General features: G+C 66.9%; 1 protein-coding gene. It reads right to left on the bottom strand.

The window, feature by feature from the left end; genetic code table 11:
• A partial coding sequence (locus SAZ04_RS23010; RefSeq protein WP_431309060.1) for an ABC transporter permease subunit occupies positions 1 to 236 on the bottom strand: 236 nt, incomplete at both ends.

Here is a 236-nt window from a genome sequence, read left to right as displayed (position 1 = left end):
CCGATGATGAGCATGGCCAGCAATGTTCCCGATTGCGTCCACTGCAACAGGTTGGGACTGGCCAGCCCAGTCAGGTTGGCGAGCAGCGCGCCGGCGAGCCCGGCCAGAGCGCCGCCAAGCACGAAACAGACGAGGCGATAGCGGAACACCGGATAGCCGAGCGCTTCCATGCGCACCTCGTTGTCGCGGATGGCCTGGATCGTGCGACCGAAGCGAGCGCCGGCCAGACGCCCGAG

Source organism: Halalkalibacter lacteus, assembly GCF_036663595.1.
Taxonomy (GTDB): Bacteria; Bacillota; Bacilli; order Bacillales; family Bacillaceae_D; genus Halalkalibacter; species Halalkalibacter lacteus.
This window is presented reverse-complemented; position numbering and strand designations above follow the sequence as displayed.